We start from the raw sequence: 19492 nt of genomic DNA, 5'->3' as shown, positions 1-19492 counted from the left end.
ACGGAAAACAGGAAGCACTGATCTCTGAGCACCGATTCTCTGAGCACGGAGCGCTTCGTCGCTGAACGGTGAGCGCTGAACAGTGCGTACCGAGCGCTAAGCACAGAGCGTCTGAATCAGGGAAAGCTGGGGCAAGCAGCTCAGCGGATGCGCAGGATTGGATTGGCGGAAGTGGGCCCGTTGCCGCTGACAGCCCTACCGACCGCCCTTGCCTGGAGCCGCCGCCTGCAGGCCGTACCGCCGCGCTCAGGCCCCGGCCACTGAGCGGCGCCCTTTCAGCACCAGCACCGGGTTGAGCGGCGCCAGGCGGGTGCCGTCGGCCAGGGGCGCACCCCGCCAGGCCTGGTGCTGGCTCACGCCCACCGCCAGCTGGCCCCGCTCCAGGACTGGCCGCAGCTCCGCCAGCGCCTCCACGGTGGCCAGCGGAATCACCACCACACCGCCGGGACGCAGGCGTTGCAGCACGGCCGCCAGCAGTGCGGCGCGGCCGCGGCCGCCACCGCCGATCAGCACGCGGTCGGGGTCGGGCAGGGGGGAGGGGTGCTCGCCAGGGGCGCAGGCCGCCAGCGCCTCCAGCTCCAGCACCCCGGCGGGCCGCACCCCCAGCCGCTCGGCATTGGCCTGGATCAGCGCCGCGGAGCCGCCGCGCCGCTCCACCGTCCACAGCTGCAACTGGGGCCGCAGGCGCAGGGCCTCCAGGCCGATCGAGCCCACACCGGCCCCCAGATCCCAGAGCACGCCCTGAGCCGGCAGCTCCAGGTCGGCCAGCAGCTGGATCCGCACCTCCCGCTTGGTCATCAGGCCGGGCCGATCGGGATGCTGCAGCCAGAGGCCGTCGTCGAGGCCGAACAGGGGCAGGCCGGCCGGATCGGGAGCGGCCGGGGGCTCGGCGATCAGCAGCACCAGGTGCAGTGGATCGAGATCACTGGGCAGGGGTGCGGTGGGGGCCAGCCGCATCAGCCGCTCCTGCGGATGTCCCAGCCGCTCGGCCAGCCACAGGCTGTAGGCGGCCTCCAGGCCGCTGGCCCGCAGGAGGTGGCGCACCTCCTCGGCACCGCCACGGGAGGGGTCGGTGAGCACCGCCAGCGCCGCGGGGCGCTGCTGCAGCCGCTGGGCCAGGGGTTCCGTTTCGCGGCCATGCAGGCTCACCCAGCCGGCGTCCTGCCAGGGGCGGCCCAGGCGCGCGAAGGCCAGCTGCAGGCTGGTGGGCGCCGGATGGAAGTGCAGGCGCTCCGGCGGAATGTGCTGCAGCAGCAACCGGCCGATGCCGAACCAGAGCGGATCGCCGCTGGCCAGCAGCACCACCGACTCGCCAGCGGCAAGGGCCTGCTGCAGGGCCGCGAGCAGCGGCTCGGGCTTGTCGCTGGCCAGCAGACGCGGGGGCTTCCAGGCAAGGGCGGGGCGGGTGGTGGCTTCGATGGCCTCACTGGGCTCGACGGCCTCGGCAGTTTCAGTGGCCGCAGCCGCCTGCGTCGCCCAGGCGGCCAGCCGGGCCTCAAGGCCGGGATGCAGCCGGGACGGTGCCGCCAGCAGGGACGCCCCCCGCACCAGCTCCAGCGCCGCCGCGGACAGGGAGGCGAGGCCGCCCGCGTCAGTGCCGATCACCTGCAACGGCGGGCCTTGCTGCCGCCGGCCGGCCTGCGGGTCGCTGCTCATGCCGGCAGGGCGGCGAGGGAATCCGGCCATGATGACCGCCCCCCCGTTCCGCCATGGCCGAGCCGCCCGATGCCGCGATCCGCAGCCGTCGCCAGCGGATCCACGAACTGGTGCTGGCCCTGCTGGCGCAGCAGGGGGATCTGGAGCTGCTCGACGGCGATGGGGCCGCCCTCAGCGGCAACCCGGGCGAAGCCGGCCAGTGGCTGGAGCGCAACCGGCGGGTGGTGGCCCGCTACCAGGCCCTGGTGCGCTCGGCCGTCACCCTCGACGCCCTGATCGACCAGGACAGCAACGGCCAGCTCTGACAAGCTGGCCCCACCTTGTGCAGCACCATGGCGCGCTTCGGCTTCTCCGCTCTCCAGACGCTGCTGGGACGCGGGGGCGGCAAGGAGGGGTGGCAGGCGCCGCCGGCCAGCTGGCAGCGGCCCTTCGGCCTGGGCTGGGACTCGCCCTATACGGTGCGCTACGCCAGCAACCTGGACGACGGCCCCTGGCACGGCATGCCGCTGGGCGGCTTCGGCGCCGGCTGCATCGGCCGCAGCTCCGCCGGCCATGTGAATCTCTGGCACCTCGATGGCGGTGAGCACTGGTTCGGCACCCTGCCCGACTGCCAGTTCGCCCTGTTCGAAAGCGACGGCACCACACCGCTGGCCATGGCGCTGGCCACGGCGCCGGAGCAGGACGACTCCCGGCCGGGCTCCGGCGAGAACCCCCTGCCTGCCTGGCAGTGGTACCCGGCCAGCAGCGCCGAGCAGCAGACCGGCACCTACGCCGCCCGCTACCCGCTCAGCTGGTTCCAGCACAGCGGCGTGTTCCGTGCCGGTGTCTGCTGCGAAGCCTTCAGCCCGATCCTGCCGGGCGACTACGCGCGCAGCAGCTACCCGGTGGCCGTGTTCCGCTGGCAGCTCAGCAATCCCACCGAAGCGCCGCTGGACCTCTCGCTGCTGGTGAGCTGGCGCAACACCACCGGCTGGTTCACCAACACCGATCCCAGCGCTGCCGTCACCTTCCGTGATGACGGCAGCCCCGAGCACAGCTACGTGCCGGCGATCGGCCATGGCGCCGGCCAGCGCAACCGCCAGGTCAACCAGCCCGGCCTGAAGGGGGTGCTGCTGGAGGGGCCGATCAGCACGCCGATCGCCGAAGGGGAAGGCCAGTGGTGCGTGGCGGTGCCCGACGACCTGCCCGGCGTGGAGGTGCTGCGCTGCAGCCGCTGGGATCCCACCGGCAGCGGCGCCGAGATCTGGGCCCCGTTCGCCCGCGACGGCTCCATTCCCGCCAGTGACAACGACCGCCGCAGCAGCGCCGGCGAGCAGGCCAGTGCGGCCATCGCCCTGCGGCTGCGGCTGGAGCCAGGGGCCACGATCGAGCTGCCGGTGGTGATCAGCTGGGACCTGCCGGTGACCGCCTTCGCCAGCGGCCAGCAGGCGCTGCGCCGCTACACCGATGTGTTCGGTGGGAGTGGCACCAATGCCACGGCGATCGCCGCCGAGGCCCTGCGCGACTGGCCCCAGTGGCGCGAGGCGATCGAGGCTTGGCAGCAGCCGGTGCTGGAGCGCAGCGACCTGCCCGAGCCGATCCGCATGGCGCTGTTCAACGAGCTCTACGACCTCGCCAGCGGCGGCAGCCTCTGGACCGCCGCCACAACCGCCGACCCGGTGGGCCGCTTCGGGGTGCTCGAGTGCCTGGATTACGCCTGGTACGAAAGCCTCGACGTGCGCCTCTACGGCTCCCTCGCCCTGCTGCAGCTGTGGCCCGAGCTCGACAAGGCGGTGCTGCGCAGCTTCGCGAGGGCCATCCCCGCCGCCGACGCCACGCCACGACCGATCGGTTGGTACTTCACCCAGGGCAAGGGGCGGGTGGAGGCGGCCCGCAAGCTGGCGGGGGCCACGCCCCACGATCTGGGCGCTCCGAACGAGCGGCCCTTTGATGCCACCAACTACACCGCCTACCAGGACTGCAACCTCTGGAAGGACCTGGCCAGTGATTTCGTGCTGCAGGTGTGGCGCACCTTCCAGCTGGCGCCCACCGGCAGTGACCTGCGCTTCCTGGCCGACTGCTGGCCCGCCGCGGTGCAGGCCCTGCAGTACCTCAAGACCTTCGACATCAACGACGACGGCCTGCCCGACAACGGCGGCGCCCCGGACCAGACCTTCGACGACTGGGCCCTGAAGGGGGTGAGCACCTATTGCGGCGCCCTCTGGATCGCGGCCCTGGAGGCGGCCCTGGCGATGGGGCAGCGGCTGCAGCTGGATCTGGGACTCGACACCAGCGCGGAGCAGCGGCAGTTCAGCGACTGGCTGGAGCAGTCGCGGGCGAACTTCGACCGGCTGCTCTGGAACGGCGAGTACTACCGCATCGATGCCGGCAGCGGCACGCCGGTGGTGATGGCCGATCAGCTCTGCGGCGACTTCTACGCCCGCCTGCTGAACCTGCCGCCGGTGGTGAGCGACGCCAACGCGCTGTCCTCGCTCACGGCGATCCGCGAGGCCTGCTTCGAGCGCTTCGAGGGCGGCAAGCTCGGGGTGGCCAATGGCCTGCGCCGCGACGGCACGCCGCTCGACCCCAACGTCACCCACCCATTGGAAGTGTGGACCGGCATCAACTTCGGCCTGGCCGCCTACTACCGGCTCATGGGCCAGACCGGCACCGCTCTGGCGATCACCGGCGCCGTGGTGCAGCAGGTGTACGACGGGGGCCTGCAGTTCCGCACCCCCGAAGCCCTCACCGCCGCAGGCACCTTCCGCGCCTGCCACTATCTACGGGCGATGGCGATCTGGGCTCTGTGGGCCACACACACCCAGTGGCAACCGATTCCGGGCAGTGCCCGTCAGCCATGAGCAGCGGCTTGCCGTCCAGGGCGCTCACCCTCGCGCTCTCCCTGCTGCTGGCCCTGGGCGCACTGGCTGGCCTGATCGGCCTGGCGCCACCAGCCTTCGCCCAGATTCACAGCCACCCCGACGAAAACGGCACGCCGGTGGTGCGCAGCCTCGAGAGCCTGCGGGATCTCGACGACCAGAGCTGGCAGCTGGTGGGCTACCGGCAGGGGCCACCCGGCGGCCCGCTGCGCCTGCGCATCGTGGGCTATCCGGGCAAGTTGCGCCTCGATCACCCCACCCCGCTGGCGGTGCGCTCCGGGGTGTTCCAGTGGGAGCTCGCCGATCTCACCCTCGCCAATCCCCAGCTCACAGCCGATGCCCGGGCGGCCGCGGCCGAATTCGATCTGGCGCCGCTGCTGGCCGACCTTGACCGCGACCGGCCGCTGCGTCTGCGGCTGCGCGGCGGGTTCACCGATCTGCTGGTTCCTCCCTACGTGGTGGCTGAATGGCGGCAGCTGCCGGACGCGCCCCTTTGAGCGCTGCGCCGGCTGACTCCGGCCACCGCCCCTGGCTGGCCTGGATGGACCGGGCGCTGCAACTGGCCGCCCTCGGCCGGGGCCGCACCAGCCCGAACCCGATGGTGGGCGCCGTGGTGCTCAGCGCCGACGGCACCCTGGTGGGGGAGGGCTTCCATGCCGCCGCCGGGCAGCCGCATGCGGAGGTGGGGGCGCTGGCCCAGGCCGGGGCACGAGCCCGGGGGGGCACCCTGCTGGTGACCCTGGAGCCGTGCTGCCACCACGGCCGCACGCCACCGTGCAGCGAGGCCGTGATCGCCGCCGGCATCCGCCGGGTGGTGGTGGCGATGGAGGATCCCGATTCGCGCGTGGCGGGCGGTGGCCTCGCCCGGCTGCGGCAGGCGGGGGTGGAGGTGATCGGCGGGGTGCGTCAGGCGCAGGCCCTGGAACTCAATCGCGCCTTCGTGCACAGGGTGCTCAACGGCAGGCCGCTGGGCCTGCTCAAGTGGGGCATGAGCCTCGACGGGCGCACCGCCCTGCCCAGCGGGCAGAGCCAGTGGATCACCGGCCCCGCCGCCCGCGACTGGGTGCACCGTCTGCGGGCCCGCTGCGATGCCGTGATCGTGGGCGGCGGCACCGTGCGGGCCGACAACCCGTTGCTCACCAGCCGCGGCCGGCGCCAGCCCGAACCGCTGCGGGTGGTGCTCAGCCGCCAGCTGGAGCTGCCCGGCCTGCCAATGCAGCTCTGGAACCAGGCGCAGGCCCGCACCCTGGTGGCCCACGGTCCGGAGGCGCCGCCGCAGCGCCGTGACGCACTGGCGGCGCTCGGCGTGGAAACGCTGGAGCTGAGCGCCTGCGAACCACGGCCGCTGCTGGAGGCCCTGGCCGGACATGGCTGCAACCAGGTGCTGTGGGAATGCGGGCCCGACCTGGCGGCGGCCGCCCTGCGCCAGGGTTGCGTGCAACGGCTGGCGGCCGTGATCGCGCCGCGGCTGCTTGGTGGGGCGGCCGCCCGCACGCCGCTGGGTGATCTGGAGCTGGCGGATCTGGCCGAGGCCCGGCTGTGGACGGGCCAACAGCTGAGCCGCTGCGGGCCTGATCTGCTCTGGGAGCTGGTGGCGCCGGAGCCTGATCCGTAGGGTGTCGGGCAGCCACCACGGCCGCCATGCCGGTGCCTGCCCTGCTGCCCCCCCGCTTCCCGATACCGATCGCCGGCCTGCTGCTGGCGGTGGCGGTGTGGGTGGCCTTGCAGCTGATCGGCACACGCCTGCGGCGGGATTCCCTGGCCCGGGCCCTGCTGATGCGCAGCCGGCTCAGCCTCTGCCTGACGATCCTGCTGGCCAGCGTGGGCTGGTGGGTGGCCACGCTGATCGGCACCGAGCTGCTGCCGCTGCCGCGCGGCGGGCTGGAGGTGCGCGACGGGCTGATCGTGATCGGCCTGGTCTGGACGGTGCTGCGCTGCAAGGGGGAGCTGCTGCGCCGGGTGGACACCTACTCCAAGCAGGTGTTCCCGAACCTGCCCGAGCGCGACCGCCTGTTCCTGTTCGACCTGGCCGACAAGCTGATCGCGATTCTGGTGGCGGTGATCGTCACCCTGGAGCTGCTGCGGCTGCTCGGCACCCCCACGGCGTTGCTCGCCACCGCCGGCGGCTTCGGGGCGGCGGCCCTCGGCTTCGGCGCCAAGACGATCGTGGAGAACGCCCTCAGCGGCATCAGCCTTTACATCAACCGCCCCTTCGTGGTGGGGGATTTCATCCGCATCCCCTCCGAAGAGCTGACCGGCACCGTGGTTCAGATCGGCTGGTTCTACACCCAGCTGCGCGATCCCGAGCGGCAACCGGTGTTCATTCCCAATGGCCTTTTCACCACCCAGCCGGTGATCAACATCGCCCGCATCGATAACCGCAGGATCTGGATCGATTTCGGCGTGCGCTACGAGGATCGCCCTGTGCTGGAGGCGATCATCAACGCCCTGCAGCACCAGCTGGCCGCCGATCCCGCCATCGATCACGACAAGACCCTGGCGGTGCACTTCGTGGGCTACGGCGAGTCCAGCCTGCAGTTGCGGCTGCTCTGCCACGCCAGCGATGGCGACATGGCCACTGCCTGGGACCTGCAGCAACGGCTGCTGCTGCAGATCGGCCGGGTGGTGGAGGAGCACGGTGCCCAGATGCCAGCTCCGCTCCACTCCCTGCTCAAGACTTGAGCCGCTGCCCCCTCACCATGCCGCTCACCTTCGAGGAACTCCAACAGCAGCTGCGGCCCGCCTGGGGGGCACTGGATGTGGGCGCCAGCGATGGCCTCGATCCCGAGGGCTGCGATCTGCTGGTGGTGCCGTCGTTGAGCCTGGATCAGAACCAGATCGACCTGGTGGCCGGCGCTCACCACTACGAGGAGCGGCAGCTGTTCTCGCTGATCAGCCTGCGGCATCCGGCTGTGCAGGCCGTATACCTCACCAGCAAGCTGCTGCCCGATCTGGTGGTGGATGCGGTGCTGGAGCTGCTGCCGGGGGTGCCCGCCTCCCACGCCCGGCGCCGGTTGCAGCTGTTCGACACCGACGACGCCTCGCCGCGGCCCCTCACCCAGAAACTGCTGGAGCGGCCCGCCCTGCTGCAGCGCATCCGCGAGCGGCTGCGGCCAGGCCGCAGCTTCATGACCTGCTTCAACGTGACGCCACTGGAGAAGGAACTCTCGGTGCGGTTGCAGGTACCGCTGCTGGGCACCGATCCCGGCCTGGGGCGCTGGGGCAGCAAGGCGGGCAGCCGCGAGCTGTTCCGCCGCTGCGGGGTGCCCCATCCGGCCGGCAGCGCGCTGGTGCACGATCTCGACGCCCTCAGCGAAGCCACCGCTGCCCTGTGGGAGGCCCATCCGGATCTGGAGCGGGTGGTGGTGAAGCTGAACGAAGGCTTCAGTGGCGAAGGCAACGCCCCGCTGGAACTGGGGCCGCTGCAGCTGGCGGAACGCAGTGGCGGCGAACGGCGCCGGCTGCTGCGTCAGGTGCTGGAGGTGCTGCCGATGCCGCCGCCCCAGTGGCAGCAGTTGCTGGTGGAGCAGGGGGCCCTGGTGGAGGCCTGGCTGCAGGGGGGAGAGGCGCTCAGCTCACCCAGCGTGCAGGGCACGATCCACCCGGGCGGGCAGGTGGAGATGCTCTCCACCCACGAGCAGATCCTCGGCGGTCCGAACGGGCAGACCTATCAGGGCTGCCGCTTCCCCGCCGACGCCGCCTACCGGGAGGCGCTGCTGCGCCATGGGCGGGCGGTGGGGGAAGCGCTGGCGCAGGAGGGCGCGCTGGAGCGCTTCGCGGTGGATTTCATCGCCCGCCGCTTCGCTGAGCAGTGGGATGTGCAGGCGATCGAGGTGAACCTGCGCAAAGGGGGCACCACCCATCCGTTCATGGCCCTGCGCTACGCCACCAATGGCCGGATCGATCCGGTCAGTGGCGTGTTCCATTCGCCTACGGGCCAGGAGCTCTGCTATGTGGCCACCGACAACCTTTGCGATGCCCGCCTGCGCGGTCTGTTGCCGATCGACCTGATCGACATCGTGGCCGTGGCTGGGCTGCACTTCGATCCCGCGGAGCTGCGCGGCAGCCTGTTCCACCTGCTGGGTTGCCTGTCCCAGTACGGCAAGCTCGGCATGACTTGCATCGGCCATGACGCCGCCGAAGCCAGTCGCCTCTACCAGGCCACAGCCGAGCGGTTGATGCAGGGCGCGCAGGCGCTGCGGCGGGAGCCTCACCCCGGCACACGCTGAGGTGGCCACATCAGCGGCAGCCTGGCCCGGCGCGACAACCCTCTGCGAAAGGCCCGAAAATGGAGGGCCCCTGTGCCTTTTCCATGGAAGCCCGCTGGAACGACTGCGTGATCGCCTCCAGTGACGACATCGTCAAGCTCGAAGGCAATGCCTACTTCCCGCCGCAGGCCCTGCGGCCGGAATGCTTCCGCCCCTCCACGCACCGCAGCGTCTGTGGCTGGAAGGGGGAAGCCCACTACTACGACGTGGTGGTGGGAGACCAGGTGAACGTCAATGCCGCCTGGTTCTACCCGTCGCCCAAGCCAGCCGCGGAGGAGATCGCCGGACGGGTGGCCTTCTGGAAAGGCGTCAGCGTGGCCTGAACGCTCAAGCCAACGCGGCCAGCTGCGACAGCGGCAGCCCGTGGGGTCCGTAGGCCCGCTGCAGGTGGTGGACCAGCCCTGGCTCCGGCGTCCAGCGCAGTTCCGTGATCAGCGGTTCACCCGGCAGGCGCGGGTTGGTGGTTTCCAGCTGCAGGTTCGCCTCCAGCTGCCAAAGCTCCCGGCTGCCGCCGGCGGGCTGGCGACGTACCCGATGGGGCGCTGCCGGCGCCGCCTCCTGGAGGCCGGGGCGGGCTTCCACCACCAGCACCACGGCTTCGAGGCGCTCGGCGCCGTGCCGCACCACCACCCGCCGGCGCCGCTCGCCGTGCACGAGGCAGAGCTCGGTGAGACAGCTCCAGGGGCCCACCTTGTCGGGGCCGAGGCTCCAGTGCCCCTGCGGGGAGATTTCCATCTCGGCGGGAGGCTCCTGAAACCGCATCGTGGCCACCCGGCCGGTGTGGCGGTAGGTGAGGGCGGCCTCCACGTTGCCGTCCACCTCCCGCACCTCCAGTCCGGTGGGAAAGCGCTCAGCTTCGATCCCAGCCCCATCCAGCCGGATGAAGGTGCCCTCCCACAGCCCGGCGCTGGTATCGAGAAGGATCTGGCGCGGCGATCGGGGCATGGGGCGCTGGTAAGACCGCCCATGCTGGCAAGCGTGGCACTGGCCGCGCGAGCGGAGGCACTGAATGGGCTGCGCCATGGTGCGGCCGGAGCCCGGGCAGGGACAGGGGCCTTGGCAAGGACCGAGCCTTGGCCAAGGCTTGTGGCTGGGTCATCGCCGGTGGCTTCGTTCTGCAGCAGGCCTGCCTACCATCGGGGAATCATCGTGATTCCGAGGCCCGCGCCTGAGCCTTCAATTGCTGCTGACCTGCAGCCCCCTTCTCCGTCCACTCACGGCTTCGGCGGCAGCCGCCCCCCAACGATGATCCCGTCCGTCACCACTTCCACCCAACCTGGCACCAACTCGCCGGGCCCGACGTCACGCGCTGCGGCTGCGCAGAGCAGGCCTTCAGTTGCCGCCCAGCCGCAAGCAGTCCAGGCCCTGCCATCCCGCCGCGTGCGCCGCTCCGATTTCATCCTCACCCCCTATTGCCGCAGCGACGACCGCATCGCTGCCTGGCAGCTGGTCAACACCGTGGTGCCCTACCTGTTGCTGTGGGCGCTGGTGATGCGGCTGCTGGCAGCCGGTCACCCTTGGCTGTGCGCCCCGCTGCTGGTGGTGATGGTGCTGTTCTCCGGGCGGTGCTTTTCGCTGATGCACGATTGCGGCCACCGCTCGCTGTTCCGCACCGCCTGGATGAACCGGGGCGCGGGCTTCCTGCTGGGTGTGATCAATGCCATTCCGCAGCATCCCTGGTCGGAAGGGCACGCCTATCACCACCGCCACAACGGCAACTGGGAGCTCTACCGAGGCCCATCGGCGCTGATTTCGGTAGACGAATTCCTCAACCTCTCAGCCGGCCAGCAGCGTTTTTACCAGTTTCTGCGTCACCCGCTGATGCTGTTTCCCGGTGGCTTCTTCTATCTGGTGATCAAGCCCCGCGTGGCCCTGTTGCTGGGCAGTGTGGATGCGCTGCGCCATGCGGCGCGCACGTGGCGCCAGAACCCACGCACGCCCTTCAACAAACTGCTCAGCACCCACACCTCAAAGCACTGGTATTCCACTTCCCAGTTTGTTGATCTGCTTCTGAACAACATCTGCGTGATCAGCGGCTGGGTGCTGCTCTCCCATTGGCTGGGGGCCGGACGTTTCTGGAGTGTGTATTCGATCGTGATGGCTTGCTCGGCGGCGCTGTTCATCTGCATCTTCTTCGTGCAGCACAACTTTGAAACCTCCTATGCCCATCGCACCGAGGGCTGGAGTGGCTTAGCCGGCGCTCTCGATGGCACGAGCCTTTTGTTGTTGCCGCCGATCCTGAACTGGTTCACCGCCGACATCGGCTTCCACAACATCCATCACCTCTGCGAAACGATCCCGAACTACCGCCTGCGGGCCTGCCACGAACGCAACGCAGAGCTCCTGAAACACGCCCAGGTTCTGCACATCCGCGACATACCGGATTGCTTCAAGTTCGTCCTGTGGGATCGCAACCGCGATCGCCTGCAGTCGGTGGCGGCCGCCCTTGCGGAAGCGTTGGCCGGCGCCGCCGGGCCACAGGCTCCTGTGGTTGAGGCGCGGGCCTGAGGGGGCACCTCCCTCAGGGGCAGGGTGTCAGCCCGAATGACGGCGTCGGCCTCAACCCCCGGGCCGGGCTTCAGAAAATGATTGGTTCAGGAACCCGGCGCTCTCAGGCTGACGTCATTGCTTGGGCGCCATTCGCGTTGATTGATCTAGGCACCAGGGTGTGGCTCCTTGATGCCTCTGGACGCCGATAACGGCGCCCGTTTCGGAGGATCTGCTCGGTGCTCAGCGCTCGCCGAGCAGCTCAGCCCAGCTGAGTGGCTGGTGGGCGCGCTCCTTGCTGCGACGCGCTTTCGAGGCCATGGAAGCCAGGCCGGCGAAGTGGCTGGCGCGATCAATGCAGCAGAACAGGGCGCTGGTGGCGGCCGGGGCCGGCAGCACCTGGCGGCGGGCCGATCGGGTGGTACGCGTCGCCGGGCTGGTGGTGGTGGGCAAGGTGGTGATGGTCATGGAAACAGTGGGCATGAAAAAACGGGTCAAGGAAAACGGGTCAAGAACGTTGGATGAAGTGAAAAAGCGGGGCATGGAAACGCCCAGGAACAAGGAGCAAGCACGGCACGGACCCAGAAAGCCCGGGCTTGACGCAGAAACACCGGATCCGGCCACGAGGCGCCGTTGGATCCAGTCACCGAACAAGCCGCCTCACGCGCTGCGTGAGAAAGGGCCATCAAGGTGGAAGGCCGGAGCCGGATTGACCACGAGCAGAGGAAGACCGGAATCCCGGAAAGCCATCCAGCTCTTGCCTGGCGCTGAAGCGATGCAGCCAGGCGATGAAACAGGTGGGTTGAGCCAGCTTGGAGGAAGCCGCTGAAACAAACCGTTGATTGAATCGGCCCCTCGCGGAGCTTCGGCCGACACTTCACCGTACACCCTCAAGGGAATTCCACGATGCTGCGGATCGGATCGGCTGCTAGTGGGGGGGGTCCGGGCAGATCAGATCCACTCCGATCAGATCAACTCTGATGAGATCCACTCAGATCAGCTCCGGATGCTGTGGATCTCCCTTGAACGGGCCGCACACCTGCGAGGTGATCCAGCCACCGTAGAAGCCTCCGGGTTGCGGCGTCACCCGCTCACCATCAAGGAAACAGGCGTCCATCAGGGCCGGATAGAAGCTGAACCAGCCGGCCAGCTCACGGAACGCCGGCGTGGGGTCTGTGTAGGTCCAGCCGGCACGGCGCAGGCGCCGCTCGTCCAACACCACATCCACATAGGTGGCCAGCCCCTTCCACTCGCAGAAGCTGCGGCCCGGCACAGCCTCAAGCAGCTCCAGCTGCACGGCCTCCGGTGGTAGGTAGACCGTGGGGGGATGGAAGGTTTCCTTCACCAGCAGGGAGCGGTGGCTGTCGGCGAGCCGCCTGCCCAGGGCCTGCACTTCCACATGGGCTGCGCTCGCCACGAGGGCGGGGGGACGGGGATAGTCAGCGACGCGCTCCATGGTCCTGGCTGTGCTGCCGTCAGTGTGATGGCTCAGAACTTGCCCCGCAGCAGCAGCAGCGCGCCGAGGAAGAGCGGCACGTTGATCACCGCCGCGATCACCAGCACGGCACTGGCCCAGCCTGGCTGGTGAATGGCGGCGGCAGCCAGCAGGAAGCTGCCGTCCACCACTACCAGCGAGCCCATCCAGGCGAGCGGAAACCGAATCGACCCCTGACGCTGCTGGGGCTCGGCGCCCATTGGAGGGGGCGTGAGCGGGGACAAAGGTGGAGATGGGGATGGAGCCAGCGGATCCTTGAGCGAGGGGTTGTTGGAGGAAGAAGGAGCGGCCATGACGTTCCGGGGAAACTCCCAACTTCGAGAAAAACAATGGCAACGCTGGTCAGGTCTGGGAAGCCCGCCCAGCCAGCCAGCGAACGGGCTGGGGGCTCTCAGGCAGCCGGCCCGCCCCAGGCGCCCCCTACCCGATAGCGTCGGACGCGCCAAGGAGCGTTGGCTAACGATGCCGCTTCCAATCCTGCCGGGGCTGCAGCCGGCCCCAGGCCATCTCTCCGCTCATGCCTTCGCCCGCCGTTTCTCCCGCGGCTGCCGCTGATGGCGAACGGCTCCGGTGTGATGGTCAAACTGCAGCAGACCTTCTGGCTGCCGCTGTTGGTGGTGGCGGTGCCCTGGGGCCAGGAGCTGATCGACCAGATCTTCTTCGGCGGCCAGTGGAACCTGCCGATGCAGCCCGGTGGCTCGTTTATGGGCGTGCTCACGGCGCCGTTCAGCCACGGCGGCTTCGGCCACCTGATCGGCAACACCCTCTGGTTCCTGCCGCTGTCCTGGCTGGTGCTGCTAAAGAGCTGGCGCGACTACCTGGCGGTGTGGCTCGGGGTGTACGCCACCGCCATTCCGGTGTGGCTGCTCTGGCCCAATGGCAGCCATGGCCTTTCAGGGGTGGTGTTCGGCCTGCTGGGCTATCTGCTGGTGATCGGTTTTCTGGAGAAGCGCCCGCTGGTGCTGGCCCTGTCGCTGTTCAGCCTGGTGAGCTACGGCGGCCTGCTGCCCAGCCTGATCCCCTTCTTCTCCCCACCGGGAGTGAGCTGGATCGGCCATGCGTCCGGATTCGCAGGCGGCATACTGGCGGCTGGGGCGATCTACCGGGAGCCCGCACCAGGACCGAGGCTTTAGGGCCTGTCCTTCGCAAGGCCCTTTCCCCTTCGACTCTGCGCTTGTTCTGATGTCCTGCCCCCGCTGCGGCAGTTGGAGTGTGCGAAGGGACCGCAGCCTGGCCGGACGCATGGTGTGCGGTAACTGCAGCCTGCCGCTGGGCCCGAACGCCAGTCGCGGCGGTGCTCCCCGCTCCGGTCTGCCACGCCTGGGCGGGCTCTCCCGGCTGCGGTCATGGCGCTGGACGCTGCCGCTCGGCCTGCTGCTGGTGAGCGCCTACCTGGCCCAGGTGAGCGCCGATCGCCCCCAGGAGTGGCCACCCGCCACTCAGGTCCGCTGACCGTTCGTTGAGCCGCTTAGCCGCCCCAACCCGGCGCAGCCGCGAACTGCGTGGGTGCCCTGCGCCGGCAGCTCTGCTTGAAGGCCTGCCGCTCAGCCAGGGATGAAGCTGCGCAGGCGGCGGGCATCGGCGCCAGCCCGCTGCTGCAGCTCGGCGGCGCTGCACTGCGACTCATCCCGCTCGCGCGCGGCGAGCACGTCGCGCTCCTCCACCGTGTAGCCCTCCTGGGAAGCCAGGGCGAGGAACGCCTCCAGCTCCAGCGGTTCAGCCAAGCGCGCCTGCAGAGCCGGAGTGCGGCGGGCGTGAGCCAGGAAGGCATCGAGTTGGGCGAGGCTCACGGTGTCCGGGCGGATCGGCTCTGTCCTAACGGATCGCTGCCATAAAGAACTCAGTCGAACGAGGCACTCGGGCCTCCGGCAACCGGCCAACCGGGAACCTTCGGTGCGATGGCGGGCGGTCAACCTGCAGGTGGGCGTCCGGCAGAAGGGCGTCCGGCGAAGGGCCAACTGGCGAGCGGCCAGCGTCAACCCTCAGGGCGATGGCGGACGACCGGCCTTGAGCTGCCTGAGCGCTTCCGCCACCTCCTGCGCCTCGGCGGAATTGGAGCGGTTGATCAGCAAGCCCAGCACCAGGGCCATGTAGGTGGGGCCGATCACGCAGAAGCTGATCGTGAGCATCTGCGCCTGCGGGGTCTGGGGGGCGATGTCCCCGAAGCCCACGGTGGTGAGGCAGACGAAGGCGAAATAGTTGAGCCGCACGAAATCGAGCTGCCAGATGAGCTTCTGCATCTCGGCCGAGGTGATCGGCCCGAGCAGCTGCGTCGAGGCATCCAGCGCCGTGAAGCTGCCGGGCACGATCGTCTCGAGGATCGTCATCAACAGCCCGGCGGTGAGGCCGAGCAGCAGATAGCCGGCCACGGCACCCATCAGCACCCGCCGCTCCACCGTGGGCTCCAGTGCCAGCAGCGCCAGCAGCCGCAGCACGCTCCAGGTGATGAATACCGTGACCATCACCAGCAGCGGCAGCCCGCTGCGCTGCGCGCCGGCGGGGGCAAACGACCACAGCCCCTGCACCATCAGGACCGAGAGGCCCAGCAGGCGGTAAAGGAGATTGCCGAGACAGGGCCGTCCCGCGAGCCGGATCGGTCCGCCCATGGCGACCACGAGCAGCAGCAGGGTGAGCCCGTAGCCGAGGGCGCCGAGCGGGCGCCATTCCATCGGCAGGGCGAAGCTCGCCATCACCAGCACGGTGAGCAGCAGCAGGGCGGGGTAGAAGCGCAGGCGACGTTCCAGGCGCAGCAGCGCGCTGGGGTCATGCCGGAAGGCCGGAGCGAACAAGGGCGCGACCGCAGCGGGCCACCCATTGTGTCGACGGCAGCACCGAAACCAGCAGCAGCAGCCCCGGCCAGCGCTCAGCCGAACAGATCCAGCTGCGCTGCCGCTCTGCCGGTCTCCCTGGTGTCCGTGGTGTCAGTCCCGAGCGGATCCGCCTGCCAGGCCTCCGGCTCCCAGCCGCGCAGCAGCGGCTCCAGGGCCCGCAGCCCCGCGCCATCGCTGGGCGCCAGCCACGCTTCCTCCAGGCCGTCGGGAAGGATCACCGGCATGCGGTCGTGGATCGGCGCCATCAGCGCATTGGGGGAGGTGGTGAGCACGCAGCAGCTCTCCACCTCGCTGCCGTCAGGGCCGATCCAGCGGTCCCACACTCCCGCCAGCCAGAACAGCTGCTGATCGCGGCGGTGGATCCGCCAGGGCCGGCGCCGTCCCTTCGGGCCGCTCCATTCGTAGAACGCGTCGGCGGGCAACAGGCAGCGGCGGTGGCGCCAGGCGCCACGGAAGGAGGCTTTCTCCGCCACCGTTTCGGCGCGGGCGTTGATCGGCCGCGGTGCCCCGAGCGGGTCCTTGGCCCATTCCGGCAGCAGGCCCCAGAGCAGCAGGGCGGCGCCGATTACGCCGTGCTCCTGGCGCAGGGCCAGCACCGGCTCGCCCGGGCGCACCTCGGGCCGGGCGGCGTGATGGGCCGCCAGATCCGCCGGCAGGCGACCGCCGAGCCGCGGCAGCAGGCGGTCGAGATCGCTGGTGAGGGAGTAGCGGCCACACATGGCGTTACACGTTCAGGCGGGTCAGGTCACGTTCGGTTGTCACCCCCCGGTGCAGGGGCCGCTGCCTCAAGAGGGCCGCTTAGCTTGGCTCCACTGCATCTTCAGGCGATGGCCCTCCGTCAGGACGAGAACAAGCCGAACCGCCGTTTCAGCATCATCAATCTGGTGCTGATCGGCTTCGGCGTGTTGCTGCTGTTCAGCAACTTCCTGCCGAACCCGGCCACCCAGGTGCCGCGCGTCCCCTATTCCCTGTTCATCGACCAGGTCAATGACGGCAATGTCAAACGTGCCTTCATCACCCAGGATCAGATCCGCTACGAGCTGAGCAACGCCCCTGAGGGATCGCCGTCGGTGCTGGCCACCACGCCGATCTTCGACATGGACCTGCCCCAGCGCCTGGAGCAGAAAGGGGTGGAATTCGCCGCTGCGCCACCGAAGCGCCCCAGCTTCTTCACCACCCTGTTGAGCTGGGTGGTGCCGCCATTGATCTTCATCGTAGTGCTGCAGTTTTTCGCCCGCCGTTCGATGGGCGGTGGCGGTGCCCAGGGCGCGCTCAGCTTCACAAAATCCAAGGCCCGCGTTTACGTGCCTGATGAGGAATCCCGCGTCACCTTCGCGGATGTGGCCGGCGTGGATGAAGCCAAGGCCGAGCTCTCCGAGATCGTCGACTTCCTCAAGACCCCTGAGCGCTATGTGGAGATCGGCGCCCGCATCCCCAAAGGCGTGCTGCTGGTGGGCCCTCCTGGCACCGGCAAAACCCTCCTGGCCAAGGCAGTGGCGGGTGAATCCGGCGTGCCGTTCTTCATCATCTCCGGCTCGGAATTCGTGGAGCTGTTCGTGGGTGCCGGTGCCGCCCGCGTGCGTGATCTGTTCGAGCAGGCCAAACAGAAGGCGCCCTGCATCATCTTCATCGACGAACTCGATGCCATCGGCAAGAGCCGGGGCGGCTCGATGGGCGTGGTGGGCGGCAACGACGAACGGGAGCAGACCCTCAACCAGTTGCTCACCGAAATGGATGGCTTCACCTCCAAGGACAAGCCGGTGATCGTGGTGGGAGCCACCAACCAACCGGAAACCCTCGATGCCGCCCTGCTGCGTCCTGGCCGCTTCGACCGCCAGGTGCTGGTCGACCGCCCCGACCTCTCCGGCCGCAAGACGATCCTGGAGATCTACGCCGACAAGGTGAAACTCGCCCCTGGCGTCGATCTCGACAAGATCGCCCAGGCCACCAGCGGCTTCGCCGGTGCCGACCTGGCCAACCTGGTGAATGAAGCGGCCCTGCTGGCGGCACGGGTCAAGCGCACCTCGGTGGAACAGGGCGACCTCAACGAAGCGATCGAACGGGTGGTGGCGGGCCTCGAGAAGCGCAGCCGCGTCCTGCAGGACGACGAGAAGCGGGTGGTGGCCTACCACGAAGTGGGCCACGCGATCGTGGGGCACCTGATGCCCGGCGGCGCCAAGGTGGCCAAGATCTCGATCGTGCCGCGCGGCATGTCGGCACTCGGCTACACCCTGCAGCTGCCGCAGGAAGAGCGCTTCCTCAATTCCAAGGAAGACCTCGAAGGCCAGATCGCCACCCTGCTGGGCGGTCGTTCCGCCGAAGAGGTGGTGTTCGGTGAAATCACCACCGGCGCGGCCAACGACCTGCAGCGGGCTACCGATATCGCCGAGCAGATGGTGGGCACCTACGGCATGAGCGACACGCTCGGCCCCCTGGCCTACGACAAGCAGGGCGGCAACCGCTTCCTCGGCAACGGCAGCAACCCCCGCCGGGTGGTGAGCGATTCCACGGCGGTGGCGATCGACCGCGAGGTGCGCAGCCTGGTGGACCGGGCCCATGAACGGGCGCTGGCGATCCTCAAGGGGAACCGCGGCCTGCTGGAGGACATCGCCGCCAAGATCCTCGAGAAAGAGGTGATCGAAGGCGACGAGCTCAAGCAGCTGCTCTCCTCCAGCGTGATGCCTGAGGACGCCGCCTTCGCCGAGCCGGTGCCGGTTCCCGCCTGAGCCCGGCCAGTAGCCGCACCAGCACCGGCGCGTCCACCACCAGCGGGATCTCCCCCCTTGACGTCAGGGGGGTTGATCTCGCATAAGTGTTGTTTGCCGTGGGCCGATGGCGTTCTCCTTCGCCGCCCTGAACCCGCTCCAAGGCCACGACCTGCTCTCCTCAGCCGATCTCAACGGGGACCAGACGCTGGAGCTGCTGCGGCTGGCGGCGGCGCTCAAGCGCGGTGAGCAACGCATCGATCTCGGCGGCAAAGTGCTGGGGCTGATCTTCCAGAAGGCCTCCACCCGCACGCGGGTGAGTTTTTCAGTGGCGATGGCCCGCCTCGGCGGCCAGACCCTCGACCTCAACCCGGCCGTCACCCAGGTGGGGCGCGGCGAACCGATCGCCGACACCGCCCGCGTGCTGAGCCGCTACGTGGACGTCCTGGCCATCCGCACCTTTGCCCAGAGCGAGCTGGAGGAGTACGCGCACTGGGCCTCGATTCCGGTGATCAATGCCCTCACCGATCTGGAGCACCCCTGCCAGGCCCTCGCCGACTACCTGACCCTGCAGGAGGCCTTCTGCGGCAGTGGCTCCAGCAGCCGTGCGGCGGCGGATGGCCTTGCCGGCCTCACATTGGCCTACGTGGGCGATGGCAACAATGTGGCTCACTCGCTGTTGCTCTGCGGCGCCTTACTGGGGGTGAATGTGAGGATCGGCTGCCCGCCGGGCTTCGAGCCGTCGGCGCAGGTGCTCGACCACGCCCGCCAGCTGGCGGGCAGCCGCAGCAGCATTGAGGTGAGCCACGATCCGGTGGCGGTGGTACGCGGCGCCCATGGCCTCTACACCGATGTGTGGGCCTCGATGGGGCAGGAGCAGGAGCAGCGCCAGCGCGAGCAGGCCTTCGCCGGCTTCTGCCTTGATGAAAACCTGCTGGCGGAAGCCGATCCGCGCGCGATCGTGCTCCACTGCCTGCCGGCCCACCGGGGCGAGGAGATCAGCGCCGGTGTGATCGAAGGCAGCGCCAGCCGCGTGTTCGACCAGGCGGAGAACCGCCTGCACGTGCAGCAGGCCCTGCTGGCGGCTCTCCTGGGGGGCGTGGCGGGCTGAACCGGGCCGGCGAACCGCAGTCAAAACCAGGCCAGGGACTGGACAAGTGCGCCGATCGATGGCACAAATGTACTGACCGGC

20 protein-coding genes are annotated in these 19492 nt (G+C 69.3%); 12 read left to right on the top strand and 8 right to left on the bottom strand.

The features are described from left to right. Nucleotides 1-246: 246 nt before the first annotated feature. Nucleotides 247-1656, bottom strand: coding sequence for a precorrin-6y C5,15-methyltransferase (decarboxylating) subunit CbiE (cbiE, locus tag ACWJI3_RS14425; RefSeq protein ID WP_480204069.1), 1410 nt, complete (start codon nt 1654-1656; stop codon nt 247-249). Between the two features lie 53 nt (nt 1657-1709). Here cbiE and ACWJI3_RS14420 point away from each other — a divergent pair, with 53 nt between their 5' ends. The 7 genes from ACWJI3_RS14420 to ACWJI3_RS14390 all read left to right on the top strand — a co-directional run bounded on the left by ACWJI3_RS14420 (nt 1710) and on the right by ACWJI3_RS14390 (nt 9105). Next, the gene (locus tag ACWJI3_RS14420; RefSeq protein WP_094512626.1) at nt 1710-1961 is read left to right on the top strand and encodes a hypothetical protein; all 252 of its coding nucleotides are present in this window, start codon (nt 1710-1712) and stop codon (nt 1959-1961) included. 27 nt (nt 1962-1988) lie between these two features. Beyond that, a complete protein-coding gene (locus ACWJI3_RS14415; RefSeq protein ID WP_480204019.1) occupies nt 1989-4496 on the top strand; it encodes a GH116 family glycosyl hydrolase in 2508 nt (835 codons plus the stop codon). Next, the gene (locus tag ACWJI3_RS14410; RefSeq protein ID WP_094512628.1) at nt 4493-5011 is read left to right on the top strand and encodes a DUF3122 domain-containing protein; all 519 of its coding nucleotides are present in this window, start codon (nt 4493-4495) and stop codon (nt 5009-5011) included. The genes ACWJI3_RS14415 and ACWJI3_RS14410 overlap by 4 nt, the downstream gene beginning before the upstream one ends. A 44-nt stretch (nt 5012-5055) precedes the next feature. Continuing rightward, nucleotides 5056-6129, top strand: a complete 1074-nt coding sequence (gene ribD, locus ACWJI3_RS14405; RefSeq protein ID WP_094512796.1) for a bifunctional diaminohydroxyphosphoribosylaminopyrimidine deaminase/5-amino-6-(5-phosphoribosylamino)uracil reductase RibD — start codon at nt 5056-5058, stop codon at nt 6127-6129. Nucleotides 6130-6155: 26 nt separating this feature from the next. Beyond that, nucleotides 6156-7196, top strand: coding sequence for a mechanosensitive ion channel family protein (locus ACWJI3_RS14400; protein WP_480204018.1), 1041 nt, complete (start codon nt 6156-6158; stop codon nt 7194-7196). 17 nt (nt 7197-7213) lie between these two features. Next, a complete protein-coding gene (locus ACWJI3_RS14395) occupies nt 7214-8743 on the top strand; it encodes a peptide ligase PGM1-related protein (protein WP_480204068.1) in 1530 nt (509 codons plus the stop codon). 83 nt (nt 8744-8826) lie between these two features. Further along, a complete protein-coding gene (locus tag ACWJI3_RS14390; RefSeq protein ID WP_094512630.1) occupies nt 8827-9105 on the top strand; it encodes a DUF427 domain-containing protein in 279 nt (92 codons plus the stop codon). 4 nt (nt 9106-9109) lie between these two features. On the opposite strand, the gene ACWJI3_RS14385 is transcribed toward ACWJI3_RS14390, so the two are convergent. Further along, nucleotides 9110-9727 (bottom strand): DUF3598 family protein, encoded by a 618-nt coding sequence (locus ACWJI3_RS14385; RefSeq protein WP_480204017.1) that lies wholly within the window; start codon nt 9725-9727, stop codon nt 9110-9112. Nucleotides 9728-10162: 435 nt separating this feature from the next. On the opposite strand from ACWJI3_RS14385, the gene ACWJI3_RS14380 reads away from it, so the two are divergent. After that, the gene (locus tag ACWJI3_RS14380) at nt 10163-11290 is read left to right on the top strand and encodes a fatty acid desaturase (RefSeq protein WP_480204016.1); all 1128 of its coding nucleotides are present in this window, start codon (nt 10163-10165) and stop codon (nt 11288-11290) included. 222 nt (nt 11291-11512) lie between these two features. On the opposite strand, the gene ACWJI3_RS14375 is transcribed toward ACWJI3_RS14380, so the two are convergent. The 3 genes from ACWJI3_RS14375 to ACWJI3_RS14365 all read right to left on the bottom strand — a co-directional run bounded on the left by ACWJI3_RS14375 (nt 11513) and on the right by ACWJI3_RS14365 (nt 13057). Further along, the gene (locus ACWJI3_RS14375) at nt 11513-11752 is read right to left on the bottom strand and encodes a hypothetical protein (protein ID WP_480204015.1); all 240 of its coding nucleotides are present in this window, start codon (nt 11750-11752) and stop codon (nt 11513-11515) included. A gap of 508 nt (nt 11753-12260) precedes the next feature. Then, the gene (locus ACWJI3_RS14370; protein ID WP_480204014.1) at nt 12261-12725 is read right to left on the bottom strand and encodes a DUF427 domain-containing protein; all 465 of its coding nucleotides are present in this window, start codon (nt 12723-12725) and stop codon (nt 12261-12263) included. 32 nt (nt 12726-12757) lie between these two features. After that, complete coding sequence (locus ACWJI3_RS14365) at nt 12758-13057, bottom strand: hypothetical protein (RefSeq protein WP_480204013.1); 300 nt, start codon at nt 13055-13057, stop codon at nt 12758-12760. Nucleotides 13058-13318: 261 nt separating this feature from the next. Between ACWJI3_RS14365 and ACWJI3_RS14360 the strand changes: the two genes are divergently transcribed. Together ACWJI3_RS14360 and ACWJI3_RS14355 are read left to right on the top strand one after the other, a co-directional pair. Further along, nucleotides 13319-13897, top strand: a complete 579-nt coding sequence (locus ACWJI3_RS14360) for a rhomboid family intramembrane serine protease (RefSeq protein WP_255101043.1) — start codon at nt 13319-13321, stop codon at nt 13895-13897. 49 nt (nt 13898-13946) lie between these two features. Continuing rightward, entirely contained in the window at nt 13947-14216 is a 270-nt protein-coding gene (locus ACWJI3_RS14355) for a hypothetical protein (protein WP_144036995.1), read from the top strand. A gap of 92 nt (nt 14217-14308) precedes the next feature. Here ACWJI3_RS14355 and ACWJI3_RS14350 read toward each other — a convergent pair whose 3' ends face one another. The 3 genes from ACWJI3_RS14350 to ACWJI3_RS14340 all read right to left on the bottom strand — a co-directional run bounded on the left by ACWJI3_RS14350 (nt 14309) and on the right by ACWJI3_RS14340 (nt 16314). Beyond that, the gene (locus tag ACWJI3_RS14350; protein WP_255101045.1) at nt 14309-14554 is read right to left on the bottom strand and encodes a Nif11-like leader peptide family natural product precursor; all 246 of its coding nucleotides are present in this window, start codon (nt 14552-14554) and stop codon (nt 14309-14311) included. Between the two features lie 192 nt (nt 14555-14746). Then, nucleotides 14747-15553, bottom strand: a complete 807-nt coding sequence (locus tag ACWJI3_RS14345; protein ID WP_233132934.1) for a potassium channel family protein — start codon at nt 15551-15553, stop codon at nt 14747-14749. A 74-nt stretch (nt 15554-15627) separates the two neighbouring features. Beyond that, the gene (locus ACWJI3_RS14340) at nt 15628-16314 is read right to left on the bottom strand and encodes an SOS response-associated peptidase (protein ID WP_480204012.1); all 687 of its coding nucleotides are present in this window, start codon (nt 16312-16314) and stop codon (nt 15628-15630) included. Nucleotides 16315-16422: 108 nt separating this feature from the next. Here ACWJI3_RS14340 and ftsH point away from each other — a divergent pair, with 108 nt between their 5' ends. Together ftsH and argF are read left to right on the top strand one after the other, a co-directional pair. Continuing rightward, nucleotides 16423-18321: an ATP-dependent zinc metalloprotease FtsH gene (gene ftsH, locus ACWJI3_RS14335; RefSeq protein ID WP_094512639.1), complete on the top strand. Its 1899-nt coding sequence runs from the start codon at nt 16423-16425 to the stop codon at nt 18319-18321. 106 nt (nt 18322-18427) lie between these two features. Then, a complete protein-coding gene (gene argF / locus ACWJI3_RS14330; RefSeq protein WP_094512640.1) occupies nt 18428-19411 on the top strand; it encodes an ornithine carbamoyltransferase in 984 nt (327 codons plus the stop codon). The last annotated feature ends 81 nt before the right edge of the window (nt 19412-19492 follow it).

The organism is Marcopretia estuarina LEGE 06307 (assembly GCF_056633115.1).
This window is presented reverse-complemented; position numbering and strand designations above follow the sequence as displayed.